The organism is Dactylosporangium sp. NPDC050688, assembly GCF_040654515.1.
Lineage (GTDB): Bacteria > Actinomycetota > Actinomycetes > Mycobacteriales > Micromonosporaceae > Dactylosporangium.
On the sequence record NZ_JBFAIC010000108.1, the window covers coordinates 1 to 24,518 of the forward strand.

The following is a 24,518-nucleotide window of genomic DNA, read 5'->3' on the forward strand; positions in this document are numbered from 1 at the left end:
ACCCGGACCTCCTCCAGCGCACCCAGCGGCTGGCGGCGCACCACAACCAGCGGGTGAACCAGCAGGTTCACATCGAGATCGCGCGACGACAGCGCGCCGGTGACCGAGTCGACAAGGAACGGCATGTCGTCGGTGATGATCTCCAGCGACGTGCCGCCTGCGACGCTCAGGCCCAGCCGCAGCTTCAGCTCCCCCGGGACCCGCTGGCCGGCGAGCTCCAGGTGCGACCCGGTGGCCGCGACCATCTTCGACACCTGGCAGCTGGCGAGCTCCTCGTCAGGGACGAGGCGCCAGTAGTGCGCGACCAGTGCCGGATCGACGTCCTGCGCGGCGGCCAGGACGACCGCCTCGGCGACGAGATACTCGGCATTGGGCACAGGCTGCGTTAACTCGTCGTCCTCGATCGTTGGCTCGGCGACCGCAGTGCGCACCGTTGCCGTGGGCCGGTTCATCGGTTTGTTCTCCCCTCACCCACGACGCTGTGGGTTGTCCCGCACAGCCTAAGACGTCCCCCCGACATTTCTGATCGGCGCATACCCCCGGCGGCCGCTTCGGCATCGTCGGTTACCCGATCGACTGGCGGGTCCCCATACCAATTGTCCTACTTACCCGATCTTGGGGCGTGCAGATGGTGGCTTTCATGACGCAGAATCGCCCACATGGCCGTTTCGTTTCGTCGCATGATCGCCCTCCTCGCCGGGCTGACGCTGCTGGGCGCCCTGCCCGCCTGCTCCAGCAAGCCGCCGGACGACGCGCTGAAGACGTTCCTCGCCGCGTGGGAGCAGGGCAACATCGCCGGGATGAAGTTCGTGGGCACGGACGGCAAGGCGCTCAGCGGCGAGGCCGCGCAGAAGCTGTGGACGACCGTGGCCGGCGACCTCGCGGCAACCCCGCCCAAGCTGGCCATCAAGGGCGCCCCCGCGGTCAAGAAGGACGAGGCCAGCGCCGTGGTGACGGTCACGTGGCCGGTCGCCGGCTCGACCTGGGCGTACGACACCACGGTCAACGTCAGGCGCATCGACAAGCAGTGGACCGTCGTGTGGGGCGCCAAGACCATCAACCCGACCCTCGATGCCACCGACAAGATCGTGGTACGCAAGACGGCAGGCCCCCGCGGCAGCATTCTCGACGGCTCCGGCCAGCCGATCGTGAGCAGCAAGCCCGTGGTGATCATCGGGGTGCAGCCGCGCTCCGTCACCGACATCAACATCGTGATGAAGAACCTCGGTGACGCGTTCACCGCCGCCAAGGTGCAGGTCGACCTGTCCAACCTGGCCAACCGGGTGAAGAACGCCAAACCCGACGCGTTCGTCGAGGTGGTGACGCTGCGTAAGGAGGTCTACGACACGATCGCCAACAAGCTCAACTCGACGCCGGGCGTCGTCACCCGCAACTCGACGCAGACCCTCGGCCCCTCGGCCCAGTTCGCCCGTGCCCTGATCGGCACGTCCGGCGAGGTGACCAAGGAGATCATGGACAAGAACCCCGGCAAGTACAAGATCGGCGATGTCGTCGGCCTGTCGGGTCTGCAGCAGAAGTACGACGCCGACCTGCAGGGCAAGCCGGGCGTCTCGGTCGTGGTGCCGATGCCGACCGGCACGCCGGACAAGAAGCTCTTTACCACCGAGGCGGCACCGGGCGCTGCGATCAAGCTCACCCTCGATGTGAACATGCAGAACGCGGCCGAGGCGGCCCTCGCCCTCGACACCCGCCGCTCCGCGCTGGTCGCGATCCGCATCAGCGACAACGCGCTCGTCGCGGTCGCCAACGGTCCCGGCGCCGCCGGCAACAACTTCGCGCTCGTCGGCCAGACCCCGCCCGGCTCGACGTTCAAGACGATCACCGCGCTCGGCGTGCTCAACAAGGGCCTGACCGGCGAGACCACGGTCGCCTGCCCGAAGAACCTCACCGTCGACGGCCGCACGTTCAGGAACTCCCACGACATGGAGCTCGGCAACGTGCCCTTCCGGGTCGACTTCGCCAAGTCGTGCAACACGGCGTTCGCCTCCCTCGCGCCGCAGCTCGCGCCCGACGGCCTGGCCAAGACCGCGCAGACCGTCGGCATCGGCATTCCGTGGGACCTCGGCGTCGACGTGTTCACCGGCAAGGTCTCCGCCAACGGCTCCAAGTCCGAGCAGGCCGCCGCCGCGTTCGGGCAGGGCACCACGCTGTCCTCGCCGGTCGCCCTGGCCGGCGCCGCCGCCGCGATCGCCCGCGGCCAGTGGAAGCAGCCGCAGCTGGTGCTCGACCCCGCGCCGAAGAACCCGGCCGCCGACGGCCCGCAGCTCGACCAGGCGGCGCTGGACTCGCTGCGGCAGATGATGCGCGAGGTCGTCACCGCCGGCACCGCCGACCAGCTCAAGAACCTCCCGGGCGACCTGCGCGGCAAGACCGGCACCGCCGAGTACGACAACGACCCGGCGCACACGCACTCCTGGTTCATGGGGTACCGCGGCGACATCGCCTTCTGCGTCTTCGTGGAGAACGGCGGTGCCAGCACGGCGGCCGCAGTGCCGATCGCCGGGAAGTTCTTCCAGACCATCGGCTGACGGTCCACGGCGCAGCCCCGCTCCGGCCGGGCTGCGCCGTCACCGCTGCTTCGGGGTCCGCTCGTCGTCAGGTGTACGGGCAGCAGGCACCACATCCGTCAACGGCGACTCGGGCGGCTCGACGGGCGTCCTGCTCTGCGCCGGCACGAACGGCACGACGCCTTCCGGGGCCGGTGTCTCGTCCTCGTGCGGATCGGCCCGGCGGGCCAGCCGCCCGGACGCCGGCGGCGCCGAGATGGGCGCGAGCGTCAGCGCGAGTCGCGGCGCCCGGCGCCCCTTCCGCCCGGGCCGCCCGAACAGCGGCGCCCCGCCACCCTGGTCGGCACTGTCCTCGCCCACCGGCGCACCGGACCCATCCGCCGCCTGGTCCCCATGAGGCGGCGGCTCCTCCGGTTTGTCCCCCTGGTCCGGCGCGACACCGCCACTACCGACGGTGACCCAGCCGCCGTCCGCGACGCCGGCCTCCGCGGCAGCATCGACATCGATCGGCTTCCGGGTGGTGATTCCGATCACAGCGCCGCGACTGTACGCCGGAAGCCTCGGCGCCTCGCCCCGGCCCGCGACCTCCCGGCCGAGCCCCCGGTCGGCGGCCAGGTCGACCACCGCGCCGGTCCGCACGTCGACCCACGAGACCGGCGGCAGATCGAGCCCCGCGTCACCGGGCTCCTCCTCGACGCCGGCGGAAGCCTCACCGCCGGCGGCAGCCTCACCTGACGGCTCGGTGCCGGTCGGCGCCTCCGGCAGCTCCGCCCCGGGGACGGGCGACACGTCGGGGCCGGGCGTGTCCTCCGCCGCAAGGTCCCCCGCGAGCTCGTCCACCGGCGCCGCCACCGGATCGTCCATCGGCTCGAGTGAGGACTCACCCGGCGGATCGGCAACCTCCGCGCCGGTCACGTCCTCGATAGGCACGTCGTCCGGCTCCAGCACCTCCGCGACAGCCGGCTCGGCCACGACCGGCTCGGCCACGACCGCCTCGGCCACGACCGGCTCAAGCACGACTGGCTCTGGCACGACTGGCTCCGGCACGACCGGCTCGGGCACCTCCGCGACAGCCGGCTCGAAGGGCACGGCGGCGGGGGCCTGCAGCGGCGGGCCGGACACCACCGGGGTGATGTCGGTGGCGGCGAGGGCGGCCGACGTGACCAGCGGCTCCAGGCCGGCGGCCAGGACGTCGGTGACCTCGCGCGCGTACTGGCCGTCGGGGTCGTAGTCCGGGTCGAAGACGGTGACCTGCACGCCGACGCAGCGCGGGTCCGAGACCAGGCCACTGAGCAGGATCTCCAGCTCCCGGTAGGCGATCCCGCCGACGTCCGGCGCGTCGACCGCCGGCATGACCGCCGGGTCGAGCACATCGACGTCGACGTGGACCCAGAAGCCGGCGCAGTCGCGCAGCTGGTCGCGGGCCCACTGGGCGGAGCGGGCGGCGCCGTGCGAGCGCAGCTCCGGCACCGCGCGCGCGACGATCCCCGCGGCCTGCAGATCCAGGCGGTACTCGTCGTGGGTGCGGATGCCGAGCAGGACCACGTCGACGTCGCGGAAGTAGGGGCGGCGCTGCTCGATGGAGGCGAGGTTGCTCTGCCCGCGGCCGGTGGCCAGGGCGAGGGCCTCGCCCGCCGCCGCGCCGACGTAGGAGGCGTTGCCCTCGTGGCGGAAGTCGGAGTGGCCGTCGACGTAGACGAGGCCGACCCGGCCGGCGAGGTCGGCGGAGTGCCGCCGCATCGCCAGGCCGGCGCCGAGCAGGATCGAGCAGTCGCCGCCGAGGACGACCGGGAAGTCGCCGGAGGCGAGGATCGCGCCGATCCGGTCGGCCAGCCGCCGGACGAAGATTGCGATCTCGTCGGCCTGGGCGACGCCGTCGCCGGGCTGCCAGCCGGCCGGGTCATACCGCGGCGGGGTGATGCACCCCGCGTCGCGGGCGCCCAGCCGGGCCAGCAGACCGCTGTCGCGCAGCGCGCCGGGGGCTTTCGCGCAGCCGGGGACCGAGGTTGCGGTCGGTGGCCGCAACCCCAGGTTGCTCGGTGCGTCGACGACGGCGATCCGGCGCATCCCGCCCCGGCTCAGAACAGCGCGCTCGCCAGCGCCCGGCGGGCCTTGGCGACCGCGGGGTCGTCGGGCCCCGCGACGGTGAACAGCGAGACGAGGTGCTTGCGCACCGTCTCGCGTTCGTCGCCGGGGGTGCGGCGGACAAGGTCGATGAGGCGACGGTAGGCGGCCTCGGCCTGACCGGTCAGCACCTCGATGTCGGCGGCGAGCAGCTGGGCGGGCAGGTCGTCGGCGGCCTCCTGGGCCGCCGCGAGCACCGCCGCGGGGTCAAGCCCGCTGGTGCGGCGCAGCAGTGCGACCTGGGCGAGCCCGGACTCGGCGACCGGGTCGGCCGGCGTGTCGGCGAGGATGTTGCGGTACGCCTGCTCGGCGGTGTCGAGGTCACCATCCATGAGGGCGTCGTCGGCGGCGAGCAGCCGCGGGTCCTCGCCGCGCTGCACCTCGACGCCGGCGGCCTTGAGGACCGCGTCGATCCACTGGCGCAGGTGGGTCTCGGGCAGCATCTGGTTGAACGCGTCGACGGGCTGCCCGCCGACGATCGCGACGACGAACGGGATGCCCTGGATGCGGAACATCTGGGCGAGCCGCGGGTTGGCCTCGATGTCGACGCGGCCCAGCAGCCAGGCGCCCCCGCCGTCGGCGGCCAGCTTCTCCAGCAGCGGCGAGAACTGCTGGTGCGGCTGGCTGCCCTGGACGAAGAAGTCGAGGACGACCGGGGTGGTGACCGAACGCTGCAGGACCGTGTCCTGGAAGCTGGTCTCGGTGACGTCGAACACGAACGCCGAGCTCGGCGCGGCAGCTGGTTGGGCAGATCGCTGCGCTGCGGCCTGATTGCTCCGGGCCAGGGCGCCGAGGTCCACCGCCCCGCGGGTGAAGATCGACTGGGTCTGCCTTGGGTCGCTCATGGAGCTAGTTTTGCACGTGCCCCAGGTGATCTGCCGCAAGTGACCGGTCGGATCCACCCGCCACCAGCGTGACGGCGCCGTCGATGTGCTCGACGGTGAAGAGGGTGCCGGGCGGGAAGTCGCCAAGCACCTCCGGCGGCAGCTGGACGGTGCCGTCCCCGGCGACGACGGCGAAGTCCTGCCCGTCGCGGCCTTCAGCGCCGACCCGGCCGTCGCGGATGGTCACGGCCCGGCCGAGGCGCGTGCCGACGTCACCGTCGTGGGTGACCACGACGATGGTGGTGTTGCGCTCCTGGTTGACGGTCTCGAGGGCCTCGAGGACCTCGTCGCGGCCGGCGGTGTCGAGCTGGCTGGTCGGCTCGTCGACGAGCAGCAGGCCGGGCCCAGCGGCGATGCCGACGGCGAGCGCGGCGCGCTGGCGGGCACCGGGCGCGAGCTCGTCGATGCGGGCGCGGCCGAGGCCGGGCAGGCCGACGAGGTCGAGGATGCGGTCCGGGTCGTCGAGCTTGATGCCCTCGGTGCGGGCGGCGCGCCGCTGGGCGAGCCAGATGTTGCGGTGCAGCGTCGCGTACGGCAGCAGGTTGCGGGCCGCGCCCTGCAGCACGACGCCGATCTCGGTGCCGCGCAGGCGGGCGATCTCACCGTCGGAGAGCTTGCCCATGTCGTAGGTGCCGATGTTCACCCTGCCCGCGGAGGGTCGCATGAGCCCGGCCAGCAGCGCGATGAGCGTCGACTTGCCGGAGCCGGACGGCCCGACCAGGGCCAGGGTCTCCCCCGGGCCGATCGACAGGTCGACGCCGGCCAGGGCCACGACGTCGCCCGCCTCGGCCCGGTAGATGTGCACGACCCGCCGGCAGGCCACCGCCAACCCGTTCATGAGCAGTCCCCTCTATCGCTGTCTGGTCGCGGCACGGAGTCGGGCACCGGCGAGGAGCACCACACCGGTGAGGGCGAGGACGGCCACCGCCCAGGCGGCGGCGACCGGGAGCGGCGACGGCCAGATCGGCACCGGGAAGGTGCCGGGGTCGTCGGTGAACACCGGAAGATGTTCGCGCACCAGGAGCCAGCTTGCCAGAGCGGCGAACGGTCCGATGACCGCCGCGGTGCCGACGAGTGCCAGGTATCCGTTGGCGGACGCGTCGCGGCGGGCCACCCCCTGCGCCCGCAGCGCCCGCAGCTCGCCCCGGCGGCGCTGCCGGTCCAGGGCGGCGACGAGCCACAGGGCGCCGCCGGCGAGCAGGACCGCGAGCCCCGCGGCGAACTCGTGGAAGCGCAGCGCGACCGCCGGCCCCTGCTCGTCCAGCGCGGCGCGGCGCGGCCCGAGCCGCTGGTCTGACATGACCACGAGGCCCTGCGCCGCGACCCGGTCCAGGACGTCGGCGGGCGCGCGGTCGTTGAGCCAGATCTGCGGCTGCAGGGTGTCGCCGCCGCCGCTGGAGATGCGGTCCATGTACTCGAGGTCGACGATGCCGCCGCGTACCCCCATCCGCGGGACCTGCCCGACCTCGCCGGCGACCTGGGCGGAGACCCTGGTCAGGTCGAAGCCGGACATGTGGTCGCCGATGCCGGCGGTGCGCGCCATGACGACGGGCAGCGGCGCGGGGAAGTCGGTCGGCAGGAGGCGGAAGGCCACGTCGGCGCCCTTGTAGTTCGACACCTCCATGCGCAGCCCGTCGCCGGTGAAGTCCAGGTCCGGCACGAGCAGGCGGGGACCGGGCGTCTCCGGGACCCGCCACTCGCCGGCAGTACCGAAGTCGGTGATCTGCTCGCCTCGCTGGGTCATGCCGTGCAGGGTGATCGTGGCGTCGAAGCCGCGCCCTTCCGGCTGGTTGATCTGCAGCGCGGCGAAGCGGCAGGTGTTCACGCACATCGGGAGGTTTCGCGTGTACGTGTGCCGCCCGAGCTGCGGCGCGCCGAAGTCGACCTCGCCGACGGTGGACCCGTCCAGGGGTACCACCACGACGACGAGCCGGACGCGGAAGGCGTCGACGAGCTTGTCGACGGTGACGTCGATGGATACGTCCTTGTTGTCGACGATGATGCTGTCGCGCGCCACGTCGGGCCGCAGCGCCGCGGCGGCCTCGGCGGCGGTGAAGTGCGGGTCGTTCCACAGCGCGACCCGGGCGAGGCGCGAGGAGTCCACCGCGAGCATCGGCGGCACGCCGGAGTCGTCCGACGGCGGCAGCATCGTCGTGGCCATGGCGAAGTCGCCCTCGGGGTCGATCGCCCGGACCTTGCCGAGCAGCTGGGTGCGGCCGACCGGCTCGACGGTGAGCACCCGGTCGGCGCCCTGCTCGACCCGGATGCGGGTGTCGCGGTTGTCGTCGGAGGCGGTCGCCGCGGTCGTCGCGAAGCAGGCCAGCGCGATCGCGACCACGAACAGGGCGAGGATCCGCTGGCTGCCGGGGCGTCGGGCCATCGCGTACGCGGCGAGCGTCGGGCCGATCCGCCCGCGGCGCAGGGCCCGCCGGCCGGTGCGCTCGGCGAGCGGCAGCACGCCGCGGGCGGCGAGCAGGCCGAACGCGATGACCACCAGCGACGGGCCGAAGATCGCGAAGCCGGTGAGGCCGCCGTCGCCCTCCCGCAGCTGCAGCACGGCCACCACGGCGAGGACGACCACGGCGACCTCGAAGACCGGCGCGCCCCAGCGCGACAGCCGGCCGGGCACGTTGCGCAGCAGGTCGATGGTCCGCTTGGCCAGCTCGGCGCGCTGGGCGAGCACCGCGGCGAGCACGGCGCCGGCGAGCGCGACCACCGCCCAGCGGTTTGCGCCGGCGGACAGCGGGACGTCGCCGCTGGTGCTCAGCAGCAGCCACGCGGCGAGCCGGACCAGGTAGTGCCCGAGCAGGAAGCCGGCGGCGCCGCCGAACAGGATCGGCACGATGCTCTCGCCGGCGGCGAGCCACCAGCGGCGCGGGAACGTGGCGCCGCGCAGCGCCAGCAGCCCCAGCTCGAGCCGGCGTTCGGCGGTGGCCGACGTGACCGCGATGAACAGCACGAACCAGCACAGCAGGACCAGCGGCACCGCGGCGACCGGCACCACCTGCGCGACGAGGCCGCGGTTGCGCTCGATCCGCTTGAGCAGCTCCGGCAGGTCGGCCTTCACCGTCGGCGCCCCGGACAGGCCGGCCAGCTGCGACCGGCCGCTCTCGACGGCGGCGTTGACCGCGGCCAGGCTGTCGCCGGTGATCACGTCGTGGTCGATGACCACGTCGAGCGCCTGCTTCTCGTTGACCCGCTCGACCGACTCCAGCGTGAGCCGGCCGGCCAGGATCGGCGCGGTGACGAGCCGGTCGGTGGGGCGGTCGTTGAAGTAGTCGAAGTCGGCCCAGTACTGCTCGGTCTTGTCGAGCGGCTCGTAGACGCCGACGACGGTCATCGTGCCGAACGCGCCGATGGGTACCCACTCGCGGCCCTCGGCGTCGTACGCGCCGGCGGCGACCTCCAGCGTGCCGCCCACCTTGCTCTTGAGCTGGTCCATGCTCTGCCGGCTGAGGATGATCTCGCTCTGGCTGATGAAGCAGCGGCCTTCGAGGAAGCGCACATGCGCGCAGGAGTCGTCGCGGTACACCATCCGCGGCGCGACCGGCTCGACGCCCGGCGTGGCACTGCGCACGTAGGTGTTGAACTCGGCGCTGAAGACCGAGCTGAACCCGGGGAAGGTGAACACCTTCGGCACCAGGTCCTCGAACGCACGGTCGCCCGCCTTGGCGTCACGGCGCGCCTGCACGACCAGTTCGGTGACGGGTGCGGCCTCGACCTCGCTCGCCACCACGGCACGGTCGGCCGTGGTGACGTAGACGGGCGCGCTGACCGCGGCCGCCATGGCGAACATCGCCAACACGAACGCGGTGACCGCCTGCCCGGGCCGCGCCCGGATCATCGACAGAACCAAACCGATCACGGCGTCACCTCCGCTACGCTCCGGCGCCGCCGTGATCCGAGACTGCGCCGATGATGCCCGGCCCCTCCACTGCGCTCCGGACCGGTCATAGCGTCACCTCCGCTACGCTCCGGCGCCGCCGTGATCCGAGACTGCGCCGATGATGCCCGGCCCCTCCGCTGCGCTCCGGACCGGTCATGGCTTGCTCCATCCATCGGCGAAGTACGGCAGGACGTCGCCGACGTAGGCGCGGATGAGCACGGCGAGCAGGACCCCGGTGACGAGGGAGGCGCCGGTGAGGATGAGGTACCCCTCGACGGCCACGCGTTGCACGACGCGCGCCGGCGCGCCCTGGATCCGCAGCGCGGTCAGCTCGCGGGCGCGCGGCCGGCGTTCGACGGCGGCGACCACGAAGGCCGAGCCGATCGCCAGCGCCACCCCGAGGATCGCCGACAGCAGCATGAACTGCAGGGTCAGCGGCGGGCCGAAGGACGCGTACCGGGCGGCGGTGTCGTCGATGGACTCCTCGCCGAGCACGATCAGCCCCTGCTCCTCCAGCCGGGCGCGCAGATCGGACGGCGCGCCGGGGGCGAGCCAGACCTGCATCGACTCGCCCGCGCCGAAGTCGGCGCCGAGCCGGTCGGCGTATTCGAGGTCGGCGAGCACGCCCTGCTCGCCGAGGCGCGGCAGGCGGGTCGCGGAGCCGGCGATGTGCTCGGCGATCGACGCCGAGCCGTACGTGACGCGCTGGTCCCCGGCGATGCGGGTCTGCAGCTTCCGGGCCCGGATCGTGGCGAGCGGCGCGGGCGTGTCGACCGGGTAGACCCCGCCGTCGGCGGCCGGGCCGGGCCGGATCGGCGCGACCCGCAGCAGCAGCCCGCCGCCGGTCGGCGTCACGATGAGGTTGGGTGGCGCCGGCGAGACGGCCAGCCGCCATCGGGTCCGGTCCGTGAGGGACTCCGCGGTCACCGCCGGCCGTCCGTCCGACAGGCCGCGGACGGTGACCTCGACGCCGGGCCGGGCGGCGAAGAAGACCTTCTGCTCCAGGGTGCTCTGCGTGATGGCGAGGGAGCTGAGCCGGCAGCCGGGCGCCGTCGCGCAGGCCGGGACCGGCGCCTTGAGCACCGCGGCGCCGTCCTGCAGCGGGCCGACCCTGGCGACGAGGCGGTTACCGGCCGGGTCGGCGAGCACCGCCTCGAAGAACAGCGTGCGGCCCCGCTCGACCGCCGTGACGCGCACGTCCAGGTCGAAGGCCAGCTCCCCGCCGGTGATCATGATGGGGTCGGGGGCCGGCGGGTGCAGCGCCGCGGCGGCCTGCTTGGCGCTCATGCCGTACTCGGGCCGCCACGCGGCGACGGCCGGCAGGCGCGGGGCGTCGACGAGCAGCACCCGGTCCTGGCCGGAGCGCAGCGACTGGATCGCCGCCATCGCGTACCTGCCGGACCCGTCGGCGGCACGGACCGCCTGGAGCAGGGCGAGCCGGTTCTCGGCGCGGACGTTGAGCACCCGGTCGGCCCCGACCTCCAGCTCGGCGCGGGTGCGCCCGGCGCTCCTGCCGGTGTCCCAGGTGACGTACGACGTGCCGAGCAGCGCCACCGTCACGATCATGAGCGCGGCGAGCCGGTGCACGCCGGGCCGGCGGGCGAGGTAGATGGCGGTGAGCGCGCGGGCCGGCCGGCCGTGCCGCAGCGCCCCCTCGACCAGCCGGCCGGCGACGGCGGTGATCGTGCGGGACGCGACCAGGGCGCCGGCGAGCGCGGCCAGGCCCGGTGCCAGCAGCGCGAGCCCCGCCGCGTCGCCGGAGGCGCGGTGCTTCACCTGGTACAGGGCGATCCCGGCGATGATGACGAGCACGAGGTCGAACAGGTCCCGCCATGCGCGGGCTTTGCCCGGGGTCTGGCGCAGCAGCTCCGCGACGCTGGCCCCGAGCGAGCGCCGCTCCGCGAGCATGGCGGCGGCCAGGGCGCCGAGGACGGCGACCACCACCGCCTGCACCGACAGCGCGGTGGCCCGCTGCACCACCGCGGGGTCCTTGACGGTGCCGGTGACCGCGGTCGCCACCAGGTAGCCGAGCGGGAGCCCGAGCAGCGCACCGGCCAGCATCGGCACCGCGCTCTGCCCGCCGATGAGGGCCCAGGTGCGCCCGCGGGTGGCGCCGCGCAGCTTGACCAGCCCGACGTCCGGGCGGCGCTCCTCGCCGGTGTACTTGACCGCCAGGTACAGCGCGAACCAGCACAGCACCAGCAGCTGGAACGCGCCGACGGGGACGCCGAGGCTGACCAGCTGCCGGTCGCGCGCGACCCGGTCGACGGTGGAGTACAGGCTGGTGTACATGGTCAGCCGGTTGTTGGCGGCCTTCACCGACGCCGCGTCGAGGAACGCGCGGACCTCCGACGGGGAGTTGTCGACGAACAGCTCCGGCTCGGCGACCATGTCGACGATCGTGCGGATCTGGGCCGGGCGCAGCTTGTCGAACACGGCCGGGCCGACCAGCGCCGCGTCGTCGACGGGCTCGGTGACCTCGGGCGGCGCGCCGACCGGCAGGTCGGCCGCGATCAGCAGGGCGTTGCTGGTCCAGAACGGGTCGAGCGGGTCGAGCGGCCGGTAGATGCCGGTCACCGTGAACTGCTCCGCTCCCAGGGCGGTGGTCCCGTCGAACGTGACCGTGTCGCCGGGCTTCGCGCCCAGCCAGCGGGCGGTGCGGTAGCTGAGCATCACCTCGTCGGCGCCGGTGGCGCAGCGGCCCTCGATCCTGGCCTTCTCGCAGGCGCCGGTGCGCAGCGTGAGCGGCGAGTCGGTCTCGCGCTTCACGTTCCGCGTCGCGCCGTCGTCCTGGGCCGTGGCGGCGATCAGCGACCCTTCCATGTACGCCTGCGTGTAGGTGACGAACCCGCCGAGCTCCACCACGGAGGCGGTGAGTTTCGCGTTGGCCTCCAGCTGGGCGGCGATGTCACCCTCGGCGGGGCCCTGCCCGACCGTCTCCAGGGACCGCTCCAGGATCGGGGCCGCCTGGACGTGGCGGGTCGCGATGCCCTCCGTGGACGCCAGGACATACCAGGGCGCGGCGGCCGCGGCGGCCGCGGCGAGCGTGCTCAGCAGGAGCAACGTCACCGCCTGCGCCCGCCGGGCCCGCAACGCTGCGAGCACGAGTGCCAGCAAGGCCCCTCCCCCGTCGGTCAACGTCGTTCGTAGGTAGACCAGCCGGGGGAGGCACCGGTTGCATTGCGATCAGGTAACTGCGGCCTCAGAACCGGGCGGGCTCCCGGTAGATGCCCCATTCGTCCTTGAGCGCCCCGCAGATCTCGCCGAGCGTCGCCTCAGCCCGGCACGCGTCCAGCATCGACGGGATCATGTTGCCGCCGGTGCGCGCGACCGCCACCATCTCGTCGAGCCGCCGCCGGACCAGGTCGTTGTCCCGCTCGGCACGGCGGGCAGCGAGCAGCTTGTTCTGCTCGATCTCGACCTCGTGGGACACCCTCAGGATGTCCAGGTCGCGGGTCAGCGACCCGGTGTGCACGTTGACGCCGACGACCCGCTTGTCGCCCTTCTCGAGGGCCTGCTGATAGATAAAGGCGCTGTCGGCGATCTCCGACATGAACCAACCGTCCTCGATGCCGCGCAGGATGCCGGCGGTGATCGTGCCGTCGCCGCCACTGTTGAGGCTCAGATCACGGATCCGCTGGAAGATGGCCTCCGCCTCGGCCTCGATGCGGTCGGTGAGGGCCTCGACGTACCAGGAGCCGCCGAGCGGGTCGGCGACGTTGGTGATGCCGGTCTCCTCCATCAGCACCTGCTGGGTGCGCAGGGCGATCTCGGCGGCCTCGTCGGTGGGCAGCGCCAGGGTCTCGTCCAGGGCGTTGGTGTGCAGCGAGTTGGTGCCGCCGAGGACCGCGCTGAGCGCCTCGACCGCGGTGCGCACCACGTTGTTGTACGGCTGCTGCGCGGTCAGCGACACCCCGGCGGTCTGCGTGTGGAACTTGAGCCACAGGGCCTTCTCGCTGGTGGCGCCGTACACGTCGCGCAGCCACCTGGCCCAGATCCGGCGCGCGGCGCGGAACTTCGCGATCTCCTCGAAGAAGTCGATGTGCGCGTCGAAGAAGAAGCTGAGCCCGGGCGCGAACCGGTTGACGTCCAGGCCGCGCGACAGGCCCAGCTCCACGTATCCGAACCCGTCGGCGAGGGTGTAGGCGAGCTCCTGCGCGGCGGTCGAGCCGGCCTCGCGGATGTGGTAGCCGGAGACGGACAGCGGCTTGTAGCGCGGGATCTCCTTGCCGCAGTACTCCATGAGGTCGCCGATGAGGCGCAGGTGCGGCTCGGGCGGGAAGAGCCACTCCTTCTGCGCGATGTACTCCTTGAAGATGTCCGTCTGCAGGGTGCCGTCCAGCCCGCGCAGGTCGGCGCCCTGGCGCTCGGCGGCCACCAGGTACATGCAGAAGACCGGGACCGCCGGGCCGGAGATGGTCATGCTGGTGGTGACGTCGGCGAGCGGGATGCCGTCGAAGAGCACGTCCATGTCGGCGGCGGAGTCGATCGCGACGCCGCAGTGGCCGACCTCGCCGAGGGACTGCGGGTCGTCGGAGTCGCGCCCCATCAAGGTGGGCATGTCGAAGGCGACGGAGAGCCCGCCGCCGCCGGCGCTGAGCAGCATCTTGTAGCGGGCGTTGGTCTGCTGGGCGTTGCCGAAGCCGGAGAACTGCCGGATCGTCCAGGTGCGGCCGCGGTATCCGGTCGCATACAGCCCCCGGGTGTACGGGAACTCGCCCGGCCAGCCGATGCGCTCGAAGCCGGGCACGTCGGCGCCCTCAGGAGGGCCGTAGACCGGGTCGACCCGGGCCCCGGACAGGGTGGTGAAGTCGGCGTCGCGCGTGCGGGCCTCGTCGTAGCGGCGCTGCCAGCGGGCTCGGCCCTCGGCGATGTCGTGGGCGTCCATCGGGTGTCGGCGCTCCTCGGTGATCAGGGGTGTCCGTCTCACCGTCGATGGTAGGCGCTTCCTGAACGATCGCTAAGGAGGGTGGGAGAAGTCCCACCCTCCGCCACGACCCGCTGACGCTGTGACGTGCCGCCGCTACGCGGCCGACGCGGCCGCCGACTCCGGCAGCGTGTCGCTCACGTGCACGTCGTCCACGACGATGTCCACGGACGTGACCTCGAGCCCGAGCAGGTTCTCCACGGCGCCGATGACGTTGGCGCGGACCTTCTCGGCCACGGAGTAGAGCACGAAGCCGTACTCGATCACGAGGGTGACCCGCACGGCGGCGCTGCGGCCCTCCAGGCGGACGTGCACGCCACGGTTGCCGCTCTCGCGCTCGTCGCCGTCGCCGAGGCCGATGCGGTCGCGGACCGAGGCGAAGACCCGGGCGACGTCGCCACCCAGGTCGTAGACACCGGGCACCTCGCGGGCCGCGATGCCGGCGATCTTCTCGACCACCTCGTCGGCGATGGTGGTGGTGCCCCGCTCGGCGGCGAGCTCGGCGTTGTTGCGCAGCCGGTCGACGACCTGCGAGGCGATCCGGCCCGACGCGGTGGCGGTCGTGGTGGCGAGCTCACCGACCCGGTCGGCGGCAGCATCGGCGAAGGCGCTGACCCGCTCGGCGGTGGTGCCCGCCGCGGATCCCGGGGCGGCGGGCTCGATGGACAGCGCGTCGCCGGTCATGTCGGGGTCGTCCACATCGGTGCGTTGCGCGGGGATGCCCGCGGTCACCTCGGTCATTGCTGCTCCTCCCCTGGGTCGGTGGCCGAGCGCGAGCGTACTCGCGCCCGGCCACCGCAGGCAGGGTCCGTTCAGCGGACCAGCTGGGCCACCCCGTCGGAGAGGTGCAGCTCGCGGTCGCAGGCGGCGGCGGCCTCGGGGTCGTGCGTGGCGAAGACGACCGCCGCGCCGCGGCGGGCCTCCTCCTGCAGCAGCTCCATGACCTTCTGCCGGTTGGTGGAGTCCAGCTCGCTGGTCACCTCGTCAGCGAGCACCACGGCGCCGTGCAGGGCCAGGCCCCGGGCGATCGCGGTGCGCTGCTGCTGGCCGCCGGAGAGCTCCTCGACCAGCTGGTCGGCCTGGCCGGCGAGGCCGAGCCGCTCCAGCGACGACACCGTCGCCCGCCGGGCGTCCGCCGGCGCCGCGCCGCCGGCGATCATCGCCACCTGGATGTTCTCCTGCGCGGTGAGGATCGCGGCGAGCCCGTTGTCCTGCGGGATCAGCACGACCTTCTCCGCGACGGCGTGGTCGCGGTCGCGCAGCGGCGTGCTGTCGACGGCCACGACCCCGGCGGCGGGCCGCAGCAGCCCCGCCATCGCCCACAGCAGCGTCGTCTTGCCGGCCCCGGAGGGGCCGGTGACGGCGAGGATCTGCCCCGGCGAGACGACCACCGACACGTCGCGCAGCACCGGGTGGTCGCGCTCGTACGCCACCGTGACGCCGTCGACCGTCAACGTCTTCACTGCATGTCCTCCAACATCTGCGACATCACCGGGGACCGGGCGGGCACCAGCAGCACCGTGCCGTCGGGCTGCGGCTCCACGCCGACCAGCGAACCGGGCGGCAGCAGGCTCAGCGCGTCCTGCGGCAGGTGCACCGTACCGTCGCGCCCCACCACCGCGTAGTCCTCTCCGCGTCGGCCCTCCGCGCCGACCCTGCCGTCGCGGATGGTGACGGTGCGGCCCATCCGCCGGCCGACGTCCGGATCGTGCGTCACGACGACCACGGTCGTGCCGGCCCGGCGCACCGCGTCCAGGGCGAGGAGCACCTCGTCGCGGGCGTGGGTGTCGAGCTGGCTGGTCGGCTCGTCGGCGAGCAGCAGTCCCGGCCGGGCGGCCAGCCCGACGGCGAGCGCCAACCGTTGACGCTCACCAGGAGAGAGTCGCTGCGGCCGCTGGCGGTTGCGTCCCCGCCCGCTCAGCCCGACGGTGGCGAGGACCTCGCGCGGGTCCGGCAGCTGCCGCCGCCGGTCACCGGGCACGCCGCGCTGGGCGAAGCGCACGTTCTGCTCCGCGGTCAGGTACGGCAGCAGGTTGCGCGACGCGCCCTGCAGCACCACCCCGACGTCGGTGGCCCGCAGCTGCTGCAGCTGCGCCGGGGTGGCCCGGGCCAGGTCGTGCTCGCCGACGCTGACCCGCCCCGCCGACGGCGGCAGCAGGCCGGCCAGCAGCGACAGCAGGGTCGACTTGCCCGAGCCGGACGGACCGAGCAGCGCCACCGACTCGCCCGGCGCGATGTCCAGGTCCACCCCGGACAGCGCCACGACGTCGTAGCCCTCCAGCCGGTAGATGTAGACCAGCCCCCGGCAGGTCACCGACAGACCGCTCATCGGTCCGTCACCTCCGCTGCGCTCCGGGCCGGTCACGACGTCACCTCCGCTGCGCTCCGGCGCCGCCGCGAGCCAACACCGAGCCCATGGTTCACGGCCCCTCCGCTACGCTCCGGACCGCTCACGCCGTCACCTCCGCTACGCTCCGGCGCCGCCGCGAGCCAAAACTGAGCCCATGGTTCACGGCCCCTCCGCTGCGCTCCGGCCCGCTCACTGGGCACCGTCCCGCAGTCGCTGCGGGGTGGCGCGGCCCATGAGCCGCAGCACCATCAGTACCGCCGCGAACAAACCGATCACGATGACGCCGGCGGCCACGGGCAGCGCGCCGGTGCCGGGCCGGACGGTGACGGGCGTGGCGACCCCGACGGTCACGAGCGGGATCCCCGGCAGCATCACCATCGCGCCGACCAGGCCGGCCCCGAGGCCGACGACGAGCGGCAGGCCCAGCAGCGCCCGGTACTCCCGGAACACCGCCCGGCGCAGCTGCCCGGCCCGCACCCCGGCGACCCGCAGCGCGGCGAGCTCGTAGAGGCGGGCGCGGACACCCACGTACGCGGTGAGCAGCACGACGCCGATCGCCAGCAGGATCGCGGCGGCGCCGGCGAGCAGGTAGAGCCACAGCCCGAGGGCCGGCGCGCGGCGGGCCAGCTGCTCGAGCTGCCCGTCGATGGTCTCCGTGCGCAGCACCTGCACCCCGGCCGCGGCGAGCCGCCGGTCGAGGTCCGCGGGCGCCGCGGCGGACGCCCACACCTCGTAGCGCAGGGTGGCGTTGTCGGCGAGGCTGGCGCCGCGCTCGGCCATCCGGGTGGCGTAGTCGAGGTCGAAGAGCACCCCGCGACGGCCGGCCCGGGGCAGGCTGGCCGCGTGCGCCGCGACCGTGAACGGCTGCGGCTGGTCGGAGAAGCCGGGCAGCTTGAACGTGGCCGCGGCCGCGTCGTCGGCGGGCGCGCCACCGGCGAGCACCGCGGGCAGCGCGGCGGGGGTGTCGACGTGCTCGACGACGGCGTCGGCCGGGTCGCTGCCGGAGACGTCGACGCCGAGCGCCGCGCCGGCCCGGACGCTGACCTGCGCGCCGCCGCCGGTGTGCCGCGGCTGCCAGCGGCCGGCGAGGTCGAAGCCGGGCGTGAGGGGCCCGCCGTCGCTCTGCAGGCCGCGCACGGTGACGCTGACGGCGAAGGGTTCGCTGCCGCCGGCGGCCCGCCCGACGGCCAGGCCGACGAGCCGGCAGCCGTTCGTGCAGCCGTTGAGGCTCGCCCGGTACGACTTCGTGCCCTTGCTCAGGCCGCCGAGGGTGACCGTGCGGGGCGGCTGGCCCGGCGCGGCGACGATCGCGGCGACCCGCAGCGCCGGCCGGGCCGGCAGCGTGTCGACGGTGATGTCGGCGGCGAGGTCCTTGCCGACCCGCAGCGGCGCGGCGACGTCCGGGTGCAGGCGCGCGGCCAGCTCGCCGACGTCGGCCCGGGAGTGCCCGCGCCAGACGGCGACGTCCGCCAGCCGCCCCGACTGCACGCCCATCAGCTCGACGGGGGCGTTGTCGAAGCGCTGGCTGGCCCGCACCACGGCCATGGCGTGCCCACCCGGGTCGGCCTTGTCGACCGCCGCCTCCAGCGCCGACGGGTGGTCGGCGGCGACGGTGAGGACCCGCTGCGCGCCGACCGTGTCGTCGGCGGCGTCGCGGCGGGCCTGCGCGGCGGCGTCCCACGCGGTCGCGGCGAACGTCAGCAGCGCCACCGCGACCGTCACCACGACGACGAGCCGCTGCCCGCCGGGGCGGCGGGACAGCTGCGCGGCCGACAGCAGCGGCACGATCCGGCCGCGCCGCCGGGCGATGCGCAGCCTGGCGCCGGACCACAGGCCGAGCAGCCGGGCGGCGGCGACGCCGACGACGACCGCGAGCAGCGGCGGCGCGAGCAGGGCCAGGGGTGAGCCGCGGTCGTTGACGGCCGCGGCCAGGCTGGCCACGGCGAGCGCCACGACGACGCCCTCCGCGGCGCCGGCCCGCCAGCCGCCCCGCTCCGGGACCCGCCGCAGCAGGCCGAGGACCGGCCGGGCGAGGGTCTGCCGGCCGGCCAGGACGGCGGCGGCGAGCCCGGCGGCCAGCGCGATGCCGGCGGCGGCGAACACCGGCCAGCGCACCTCCACCCGGACCCCTTCGGCGAGCAGCGCGCCGGCCGCGGCCTGCACGAGCAGCAGCCCGGCGGCGATCCCGGCCGGCACCGCGGCCACGATCAGCAGCAGCACCTCGCCGAGGCCGAACCCGGCGGCCCGCCCGGACGGGAAGCCGCGCAGCTTCGCCAGGGCGATCTCCGGCGCCCGCTCGTCGGTCAGCGAGGCGACCAGCAGGAACAGCACGAACCAGCACAGCAGCAGCAGCGGCACGGCGATGACCGGCGCGGTGCGCCCGATGCTGGCCCGGTCGGTGTCGATGTCGCGCAGGACCGCGGGCAGGGTGGTGGTCACCTCCAGCTCCTCGCCCCGCAGCCGGTCGCCGAGGGTCTGGATGCCGTCGCGGAGCCCGGCGACGTCGTCGAGCCTGACCCGGTCGGCGCGCAGCGGGTACTCCAGCCGGGTCGCCAGGGTCGCCGTGCGCTCCAGGCGCAGGTCGTCCTCGGTCATGGAGAACAGTGCGTCGGCCCGCTCGCCCTCGCCGCCGGCCGCGGCGCTGAAGTAGGAGGTGCGGCCCCAGTACGCGGCGTCGCCGTCGGTCGGGGTGTAGAGGCCGCGGATGGTGAACGTCCGGTCGTGCCCGCCGGTCGCCGGCCCCATGCGGACCGTGAGCGGGTCGCCGACCTTCAGGCCGCGGGCCGTCGCGGTGCGCTTGCTGACCGCGATCTCGCCCGGGTTGTCCGGGCAGTCGCCGTCGATCGTCAGGTGGTAGCAGGCGTTGTCGCGGTACGCGAGCTTGGCGCCCACGCCACCGTCGCCGGAGGCGGCGCCGCCGCCGAGTGTCACTTCCGTGTCGATGGCCGCGACCGGCAGGTCGAGCCGGTCGGCGAGCAACTGGTCCTTGGTGAGCGCGGTGTTCATGGCCAGCCGGATCTCGGCGAGGTCCTTGAACGCGGCGCTGTCTGCGGTGCCCTTTGCCCCGACGGTCAGCCCGGTCGCGTCGGTGGACGCGGCGGACAGGCCGTCGGTGAGCACGGACTGCTGCGCGGCACGGCTGTACGCGGGTGCGAGCACGGCCGCCGTGGTCGCCGTCACGGCGAGGATGAAGACCACGAACGACCGGCCGGCCCGGTATCTGACGCCACGCAGCATGACGGTCCAGGCCGTCAAGATGTGCCCCCTGTGCTGGTCGAGCTGAAGGTTGACCCGCAGACCTTAGCCGCCGTTCGGCAGCCCGGTCATGGTCACCAGCTCTCCCGCCGCGGTGTGCGGATCCAGGTCACCGTCCGCGACCCGCCGGGCCAGCCCAGCCAGCACCTCGCCGTCCCGCAGTGCCTCCATCCGGCCACGCAGCGTGCCCAGCGCGATCGCCTCGATCTCGGCCGCGGCCCGCCGCTCCCGGCGCCGGCGCAGCTCGCCGGTGTCGTGCAGGTGCGCGCGGTGCTCGGCGATCGCGGCCACGATCTCCTCGATGCCCTCGCCGCGGGCGGCGACACTGCGCAGCACCTTCGGCCGCCACTGGCCCGGCGCCCGCTCGCCCAGGCCGATCATGCCCTGGATGTCGCGGTACGTGGCGTCGGCGCCGTCCCGGTCGGCCTTGTTGACCACGAAGATGTCGGCGATCTCCAGTACGCCCGCCTTGGCCGCCTGGATCGAGTCGCCCATGCCTGGGGCGAGCAGGACCAGCGTGGTGTCGGCGAGCCCGGCGATCTCCACCTCGGCCTGCCCGACGCCGACGGTCTCGACCACGACCGGGTCACAGCCGGCGCCGTCGAGCACGCGCACGGCCTGCGGGGTCGCCGCCGACAGCCCGCCGAGGTGCCCCCGGCTGGACATGGAGCGGATGTAGACGCCCGGGTCGGTGGCGTGGTCCTGCATCCGGACCCGGTCGCCGAGGATCGCCCCGCCGGTGAACGGGCTGGACGGGTCGACGGCGAGCACGCCGACCCGCCGGTCCTGCTTGCGGAACGCGCGGACCAGCTCGTTGGTCGTGGTGGACTTGCCCACGCCGGGCGAGCCGGTCAGCCCGATGACGTGGGCGCCGCCGGCGTGCGGTGCGAGGGCCGCCGCGACCTGCGGCAGCACCTCGTCACCGTCCTCGACCAGCGACACCAGGCGCGCGACGGCGCGGGGGTCACCCTCCCGCGCCTTCGCGACCAGATCGGGCACGTCCCGCGAACGCCGGACGCTCACCGCTGCCGTTCCTTGCCCTTGTCGCGCTGTCTGCTCATGTACGGCATGATCGCCGGTCTCCGTGCCGGGCGCTTGGCGCCGGTCCTCCGGTGTGCCGCCGGCTCACTGCTTCGGCACGCGCAGCAGCAGCGCGTCACCCTGGCCGCCGCCGCCGCACAGGGCCGCGGCGCCGAGCCCGCCGCCGCGGCGGCGCAGCTCCAGCGCGAGGGTCAGGGCGAGCCGGGCGCCGGACATGCCGATCGGGTGGCCGAGCGCGATCGCGCCGCCGTTGACGTTGACGATCGCCGGGTCGACGCCGAGGTCCGCGGTCGACTGCACGCCCACCGCGGCGAACGCCTCGTTGATCTCGACCAGGTCGAGGTCGGCGGCGCTGAGGCCGGCCTTGTCCAGGGCGTGCTTGATCGCGTTGGACGGCTGGCTGGTCAGCGAGTTGTCCGGGCCCGCGACGTTGCCGTGCGCGCCGATCTCGGCGAGCCAGGTCAGCCCGAGCTCCTCCGCCTTCGCCTTGCTCATGACGACGACCGCGCAGGCGCCGTCGGAGATCGGCGAGGATGTCGCGGCGGTGATGGTGCCGTCCTTGCTGAACGCGGGCCGCAGCTTCGCCAGTGTCTCGACGGTCGTCTCCGGCCGGATCTGCTCGTCGTCGGTGACCAGCAGCGGGTCACCCTTGCGCTGCGGGATCTCCACCGGCACGATCTCGTCGGCGAAGCGCCCCTCCTTCTGCGCGGCGGCGGCCTTCTGGTGGCTGGCCGCGCCGAAGGCGTCCTGCTGCTCGCGGGTGATGCCGAGCCGCGCGACGTGCCGCTCGGTCGACTCACCCATCGACACCTGGTCGTAGGCGTCGGTCAGGCCGTCCAGCGCCATGTGGTCGCGAATGACGACGTCGCCGTACTTGTACCCCTGCCGCTGCCCGACCAGCAGGTGCGGCGCGTTGGTCATCGACTCCATGCCGCCGGCGACCACGATGTCGAACTCACCCGCCCGGATGAGCTGGTCGGCGAGGGCGATCGCGTCGAGGCCCGACAGGCAGACCTTGTTGACGGTCAGGGCCGGCACCGACATCGGGATCCCGGCGTCGATCGCGGCCTGGCGGGCGGGCATCTGGCCGGCGCCGGCGGTCAGCACCTGGCCCATGATCACGTACTGGACCTGCTCGGGCGCCACGCCCGAACGCTCGAGCGCCGCCTTGATGGCGACCCCTCCGAGCTTGGTGGCGGGAAAGTCCTTGAGCGCGCCGAGCAGTCGCCCCATCGGCGTGCGGGCGCCGTTGACGATCACCGACTGAGTCATCGGGTGGCCTCCGAGAGATGGTTCACATCGCACCGTCGCGACTGAACGATTACTTAGGGACCAGACTATCGCCATGACAACCTCCGACTCGCAGTTGGATATCTCACCCGTCGGCATCCTGCGCATCGATCACGTGGGGATCGCCGTGTCCGATCTCGACGCGGCGATCGAGTTCTACGCCCGCGTCTTCGGCATGCGCTGTGTCCATCAGGAAACGAACGAGGAACAGGGTGTGCGTGAGGCCATGCTCTCGGTCGGGCCCACCACCGACGGCGGTTGCCTGCAGCTGCTCGCCCCGCTGAGCCCGTCCTCCACGATCGCGAAGTTCCTGGACCGCAGCGGCCCGGGCATGCAGCAGCTCGCGTACACCGTGACCGACATCGATGCGACCTGCGCCGAGCTGCGCGCCCGGGGCGTGCGGTTGCTGTACGACGAACCGCGCCGTGGCACGTCCGACTCGCGCATCAATTTCGTGCATCCGAAAGACGCCGGAGGCGTACTCGTGGAGCTGGTGGAGCCTTTCCGCGCAGCTTCGCGCAACCACTCCTGAGCCGGTCAGTGGACTTCTTCACAGGCCGGTTCCTGATTTAGCTACCGTTCAGTAACGTCCGGCTCAGGGCGTCGAGATGTGTCGGCGAGCCCCATAGTCACCCCGCTTTCCGGGGTCCCACGCTTGTTGCCTTCATCCCGGACGTTAGGAGCCAGCGGTGCAGCACATCCTCGACGCGATCATGCAGGCGGAGCGGGCTTCGGACCCGGCAGCCGAGCTCCGCGCCGTGGCCGGCCTGCCGGTGCCCTCGTCGTACCGGGGCGTGGTCGTGCGCGCCGACGAGACCGACATGTTCGACGGCCTCGCCACCCGCGACAAGGACCCCCGCAAGTCCCTGCACGTGCAGGAGGTCCCCACCCCCGAGGTCGGCCCCGGCGAGGCGCTGATCGCGGTCATGGGCAGCTCGGTCAACTACAACACCGTCTGGACCTCGATCTTCGAGCCCGTCTCGACGTTCGGCTTCCTGCAGCGGTACGGCCGCCTCAACGACCTCTCGAAGCGCCACGACCTGCCCTACCACGTGGTCGGCTCCGACGCCGCGGGCGTGGTGCTCAAGGTGGGCCCGGGGGTGAGCAAGTGGAAGCCGGGCGACGAGGTGGTCGCGCACTGCCTCAGCGTCGAGCTCGAGGACGCCGCCGGCCACGACGACACGATGCTCGACCCGCAGCAGCGGATCTGGGGCTTCGAGACCAACTTCGGCGGCCTGGCCGAGCTGGCCCTGGTCAAGGCCAACCAGCTCATGCCGAAGCCCACCCACCTGTCCTGGGAGGAGGCGGCCTGCCCCGGGCTGGTCAACTCCACCGCGTACCGGCAGCTCGTCTCCCACCACGGCGCGCAGATGAAGCAGGGCGACACCGTGCTCATCTGGGGCGCGTCGGGCGGGCTCGGCTCGTACGCCACGCAGTTCGCCCTCAACGGCGGCGCCACCCCGATCTGCGTCGTGTCCAGCCCGCAGAAGGCCGAGCTGTGCCGGGCCATGGGCGCCGAGCTGGTGATCGACCGGTCGTCGTACACCTTCTGGAAGGACGAGCACACGCAGGACACCGCGGAATGGCGCCGCTTCGGTGCGCAGATCCGCGACCTGACCGGCGGCGACGACCCGGACATCGTGTTCGAGCACCCGGGCCGCGAGACCTTCGGCGTCAGCGTCTACGTCGCCAAGCGCGGCGGCACCATCGTCACCTGCGCCTCGACGTCCGGGTTCCTGCACCAGTACGACAACCGGTACCTCTGGATGAACCTCAAGCGCATCATCGGCAGCCACTTCGCCAACTACCGCGAGGCGTGGGAGGCAAACCGGCTCATCGCGCTCGGGCGGATCCACCCGACGCTGTCGCGCTCGTATCCGCTGGAGCAGACCGGCCAGGCCGCCCACGACGTGCACCGCAACGCCCACCAGGGCAAGGTCGGCGTGCTCTGCCTCGCCCCGACCGAGGGCCTGGGCGTCCGCGACCCGGAACTGCGCGCCCGCCACGAAGCGGCCATCAACCGCTTCCGCAACCAGTAGGGCGCGCACCACGAACCCCGTGTCGGGGCAGTCACAGCGCAGTGGCTGTCCCGCCGCGGCCGTTTCTGGCAGTTTCTGGCTTCGGCGCGGCTGCCGCCGCGGGCCGGCCGGGGGGTTCCCACCCCGGAGCCCCCCATGCTCGCTGCGCTCGCACTGCCTGCGCTGGCGCGCGGCAGCCTCACGCGCGTGCGCGC

General features: G+C 73.4%; 15 protein-coding genes and 1 pseudogene. 3 read left to right on the forward strand and 13 right to left on the reverse strand.

Annotation, left to right across the window (positions count from 1 at the left end):
- Window positions 1-452: hypothetical protein (locus AB0H83_RS48770; protein ID WP_360109788.1), on the reverse strand; the 452-nt coding region annotated here is incomplete at its 3' end.
- 207 nt (window positions 453-659) lie between these two features.
- On the opposite strand from AB0H83_RS48770, the gene AB0H83_RS48775 reads away from it, so the two are divergent.
- Window positions 660-2,549 (forward strand): penicillin-binding transpeptidase domain-containing protein, encoded by a 1,890-nt coding sequence (locus AB0H83_RS48775; RefSeq protein ID WP_360109791.1) that lies wholly within the window; start codon window positions 660-662, stop codon window positions 2,547-2,549.
- A 1,146-nt stretch (window positions 2,550-3,695) separates the two neighbouring features.
- On the opposite strand, the pseudogene AB0H83_RS48780 reads toward AB0H83_RS48775, so the two are convergent.
- From AB0H83_RS48780 to AB0H83_RS48835, 12 genes and pseudogenes are all read right to left on the reverse strand, one after another.
- Window positions 3,696-4,595: pseudogene (locus AB0H83_RS48780) on the reverse strand (arginase family protein); the annotation flags it as partial.
- A gap of 11 nt (window positions 4,596-4,606) precedes the next feature.
- Window positions 4,607-5,497, reverse strand: coding sequence for a tetratricopeptide repeat protein (locus AB0H83_RS48785; RefSeq protein WP_360109794.1), 891 nt, complete (start codon window positions 5,495-5,497; stop codon window positions 4,607-4,609).
- Between the two features lie 4 nt (window positions 5,498-5,501).
- Window positions 5,502-6,374 carry an ATP-binding cassette domain-containing protein gene (locus AB0H83_RS48790; protein WP_052387520.1) on the reverse strand — a complete coding sequence of 291 codons (873 nt, stop codon included), beginning with the start codon at window positions 6,372-6,374 and terminating at the stop codon, window positions 5,502-5,504.
- A gap of 12 nt (window positions 6,375-6,386) precedes the next feature.
- Window positions 6,387-9,401, reverse strand: coding sequence for an FtsX-like permease family protein (locus AB0H83_RS48795; protein WP_360109798.1), 3,015 nt, complete (start codon window positions 9,399-9,401; stop codon window positions 6,387-6,389).
- A gap of 174 nt (window positions 9,402-9,575) precedes the next feature.
- A complete protein-coding gene (locus AB0H83_RS48800) occupies window positions 9,576-12,539 on the reverse strand; it encodes an FtsX-like permease family protein (protein ID WP_360109801.1) in 2,964 nt (987 codons plus the stop codon).
- A gap of 85 nt (window positions 12,540-12,624) precedes the next feature.
- Window positions 12,625-14,310, reverse strand: coding sequence for a methylmalonyl-CoA mutase family protein (locus AB0H83_RS48805; protein WP_360109828.1), 1,686 nt, complete (start codon window positions 14,308-14,310; stop codon window positions 12,625-12,627).
- Between the two features lie 135 nt (window positions 14,311-14,445).
- Complete coding sequence (locus AB0H83_RS48810) at window positions 14,446-15,090, reverse strand: Asp23/Gls24 family envelope stress response protein (RefSeq protein WP_360109804.1); 645 nt, start codon at window positions 15,088-15,090, stop codon at window positions 14,446-14,448.
- 71 nt (window positions 15,091-15,161) lie between these two features.
- Entirely contained in the window at window positions 15,162-15,812 is a 651-nt protein-coding gene (locus tag AB0H83_RS48815; protein WP_360109807.1) for an ATP-binding cassette domain-containing protein, read from the reverse strand.
- Complete coding sequence (locus AB0H83_RS48820) at window positions 15,809-16,678, reverse strand: ATP-binding cassette domain-containing protein (RefSeq protein WP_360109810.1); 870 nt, start codon at window positions 16,676-16,678, stop codon at window positions 15,809-15,811. Before AB0H83_RS48820 ends, AB0H83_RS48815 begins: the two co-directional genes overlap by 4 nt.
- 210 nt (window positions 16,679-16,888) lie before the next feature.
- Window positions 16,889-19,954, reverse strand: a complete 3,066-nt coding sequence (locus AB0H83_RS48825; protein ID WP_360109813.1) for an FtsX-like permease family protein — start codon at window positions 19,952-19,954, stop codon at window positions 16,889-16,891.
- A gap of 45 nt (window positions 19,955-19,999) precedes the next feature.
- A complete protein-coding gene (gene meaB, locus AB0H83_RS48830) occupies window positions 20,000-20,977 on the reverse strand; it encodes a methylmalonyl Co-A mutase-associated GTPase MeaB (protein ID WP_360109816.1) in 978 nt (325 codons plus the stop codon).
- Window positions 20,978-21,079: 102 nt separating this feature from the next.
- Window positions 21,080-22,267, reverse strand: coding sequence for an acetyl-CoA C-acetyltransferase (locus tag AB0H83_RS48835; RefSeq protein WP_360109819.1), 1,188 nt, complete (start codon window positions 22,265-22,267; stop codon window positions 21,080-21,082).
- Window positions 22,268-22,340: 73 nt separating this feature from the next.
- Here AB0H83_RS48835 and mce point away from each other — a divergent pair, with 73 nt between their 5' ends.
- Together mce and ccrA are read left to right on the forward strand one after the other, a co-directional pair.
- On the forward strand, window positions 22,341-22,817 hold the full coding sequence (mce, locus tag AB0H83_RS48840) for a methylmalonyl-CoA epimerase (protein WP_360109822.1): 477 nt from the start codon (window positions 22,341-22,343) through the stop codon (window positions 22,815-22,817).
- 157 nt (window positions 22,818-22,974) lie between these two features.
- On the forward strand, window positions 22,975-24,324 hold the full coding sequence (gene ccrA / locus AB0H83_RS48845) for a crotonyl-CoA carboxylase/reductase (protein WP_360109825.1): 1,350 nt from the start codon (window positions 22,975-22,977) through the stop codon (window positions 24,322-24,324).
- The last annotated feature ends 194 nt before the right edge of the window (window positions 24,325-24,518 follow it).

Excerpts from the sequence above, each read along its gene's own strand:
- AB0H83_RS48775 (WP_360109791.1), top strand. The coding sequence starts at position 660 with ATGGCCGTTTCGTTTCGTCGCATGATCGCCCTCCTCGCCGGGCTGACG.
- AB0H83_RS48790 (WP_052387520.1), bottom strand. The coding sequence starts at position 6,374 with ATGAACGGGTTGGCGGTGGCCTGCCGGCGGGTCGTGCACATCTACCGG.
- AB0H83_RS48805 (WP_360109828.1), bottom strand. The coding sequence starts at position 14,310 with ATGGACGCCCACGACATCGCCGAGGGCCGAGCCCGCTGGCAGCGCCGC.
- AB0H83_RS48785 (WP_360109794.1), bottom strand. The coding sequence starts at position 5,497 with ATGAGCGACCCAAGGCAGACCCAGTCGATCTTCACCCGCGGGGCGGTG.
- AB0H83_RS48810 (WP_360109804.1), bottom strand. The coding sequence starts at position 15,090 with ATGACCGAGGTGACCGCGGGCATCCCCGCGCAACGCACCGATGTGGAC.
- mce (WP_360109822.1), top strand. The coding sequence starts at position 22,341 with ATGACAACCTCCGACTCGCAGTTGGATATCTCACCCGTCGGCATCCTG.
- AB0H83_RS48820 (WP_360109810.1), bottom strand. The coding sequence starts at position 16,678 with ATGAGCGGTCTGTCGGTGACCTGCCGGGGGCTGGTCTACATCTACCGG.
- AB0H83_RS48835 (WP_360109819.1), bottom strand. The coding sequence starts at position 22,267 with ATGACTCAGTCGGTGATCGTCAACGGCGCCCGCACGCCGATGGGGCGA.